This window comes from Segeticoccus rhizosphaerae, from assembly GCF_005222685.1.
In the GTDB taxonomy this organism is placed as follows: Bacteria; Actinomycetota; Actinomycetes; order Actinomycetales; family Dermatophilaceae; genus Segeticoccus; species Segeticoccus rhizosphaerae.
On record NZ_SWMA01000085.1, the window covers coordinates 1 to 1667 of the forward strand.

General features: G+C 66.9%; 4 protein-coding genes and 1 pseudogene. 2 read left to right on the forward strand and 3 right to left on the reverse strand.

Features of this window, described 5'->3' with window-relative positions; all coding sequences use genetic code 11:
* Nucleotides 1-137 (forward strand): annotated as a pseudogene (locus FCN22_RS23010) (IS30 family transposase); the annotation flags it as partial.
* Here the strand turns inward: FCN22_RS23010 and FCN22_RS21380 are convergent.
* The 3 genes from FCN22_RS21380 to FCN22_RS22635 form a co-directional block, all read right to left on the reverse strand.
* Complete coding sequence (locus tag FCN22_RS21380; protein WP_137123582.1) at nucleotides 105-521, reverse strand: VOC family protein; 417 nt, start codon at nucleotides 519-521, stop codon at nucleotides 105-107. The pseudogene FCN22_RS23010 and the gene FCN22_RS21380 sit on opposite strands and share 33 nt — an antisense overlap.
* Entirely contained in the window at nucleotides 518-799 is a 282-nt protein-coding gene (locus tag FCN22_RS21385; protein ID WP_202911738.1) for an ArsR/SmtB family transcription factor, read from the reverse strand. Before FCN22_RS21385 ends, FCN22_RS21380 begins: the two co-directional genes overlap by 4 nt.
* 128 nt (nucleotides 800-927) lie before the next feature.
* Nucleotides 928-1053 (reverse strand): hypothetical protein, encoded by a 126-nt coding sequence (locus tag FCN22_RS22635; protein ID WP_274381666.1) that lies wholly within the window; start codon nucleotides 1051-1053, stop codon nucleotides 928-930.
* A 252-nt stretch (nucleotides 1054-1305) separates the two neighbouring features.
* On the opposite strand from FCN22_RS22635, the gene FCN22_RS21390 reads away from it, so the two are divergent.
* Entirely contained in the window at nucleotides 1306-1620 is a 315-nt protein-coding gene (locus FCN22_RS21390; protein WP_137123584.1) for a MarR family winged helix-turn-helix transcriptional regulator, read from the forward strand.
* Nucleotides 1621-1667: the final 47 nt, after the last annotated feature.

Genomic DNA, 1667 nt, shown 5'->3' on the forward strand with positions numbered 1-1667 from the left:
CGGGCTACCTGGACATGGTCGCCGCCGAGCTCAACGACCGGCCCCGCAAACGCCTCGGCTGGCGCACCCCCGCCGAAGCCCTCGACCAACTACTGTCGGAACAGTCAGATCCACACGGTGTTGCACCCACCGCTTGAATCCGCCTGGGCGATCTGGATGAGATTGCCGCAGGTGTCGTCCAGTACGGCGGTGGTCACGGGGCCCATGGCTGTGGGTTCCTGGGTGAAGCGGACACCAAGGCCACGCAGCCGCTCGTACTCGCTGGCCACGTCGTCGACACCGAACGACGCCAGCGGGATGCCGTCCTCGGCGAGTGCGGCCTTGTAGGACTTTGCCGCGGGGTGCTCGTCGGGCTCGAGCAGGAGCTCGACGCCATCGGGTACCTCCGGCGAGACGACCGTCAGCCAGCGATGCTCGCCGACCGAGACATCGGTCTTCTTCTGGAAGCCCAGCACGTCGGTGTAGAAGGACAGAGCCTTCGCCTGGTCATCGACCAGGACACTGGTCACGGTGATCTTCACGGTTCCTCCGAGAGTTGAAGCCAGCGACCGGCGAGCCGCTGGAGCGGTCGCCGGTCGAGGTGATGGAACTTGTATCGGCCCTCGCGTCGTGTGGTGACCAGCCCGGCGTCCTCCAGAACGTCGAGATGCTGCGAGACCGCCTGCCGGGACGACGCGAGATCGTGCTTGCTGATCAGCCGCGCGCAGAGCTCGAACAGGGTCTGCTCGTCGCGCTCCGCGAGTTCGTCGAGAATGGCTCGTCTGGTGGGATCCGCCAGGGCCTTGTAGACGTCTCCCACGCCGAGAACCATAGGCAAGGAGCTGCTTGCATGTCAACCTCTCGACGCACCGCCCGGTGCTTCGCGAGCGGATCCCGCTGCGGTGCTACCGCCGCTGCGGGCCGGCCGCGGCGCCATGCAGGCAGGGCTTATGCCGGCTCGAGCACGGCGGCCGCGGCATCATGTTGCGGGGCTGTGAGCTGTGCGGCGATTGCGGCCCCGTCGAGCCAGACCTGCTCGCGGCTGATGGCGTCGAAGTCCCAGACGTGGAGCATCCGGAATGTCACCCTGCGGCCGTTGCCGGGGATGCCAACGAATGCGCCTTTGACGACGGCGGTGGCTTGGGCTCGTCCACGCAGAAGTCCTCGCCGTACTGTTCGCGCGTCGGGGTCATCAGCTCGGTGGCCAAGTCAGCAGTGAGCTGGTCGTAGAAGCCCTGTGCGGCCGTCGGGCCGTGCAAAGGCCCGGTCGGCGATCCGATGACGTCGTGTTCGACGTCATCGGTGTAGAGGCTGACCGCCGCAGCGGTGTCGCCGGCGATCTCGGCGGGCGATGTGCTGCTCGATCAGTTCCTTCATCCGCGGCTTGTGGCCGCCGGCTTCGAGGACCTGCGGCCAGTTCACATGCCAATCCTGCGTGACATGCTCGTGTCGAACCTGCGTCCTTCAGAGCTCGGCGCCCGGCTGGGGCTCAGCAAGCAGGCTGTCAACGATCTCGTACGCGAGCTCGAGTCCAAGGAGTACATCGCGCTCGAGCCCGACCCCGACGACGGCCGCGCCAAGCGCATCGTCGCCACCGAACGTGGCTGGCAGAGGAGAGTCCCTTGGGGTGGTGGGGTTTGAGGTCCAACGGCGGGGCTTCGTGAAGTAGGCGGCCATCGGCGGGATCT

Bases quoted from the DNA above. Each gene is read 5' to 3' on its own strand.
- FCN22_RS22635 (WP_274381666.1), bottom strand. From the start codon at position 1,053: ATGCTCCACGTCTGGGACTTCGACGCCATCAGCCGCGAGCAGGTCTGG.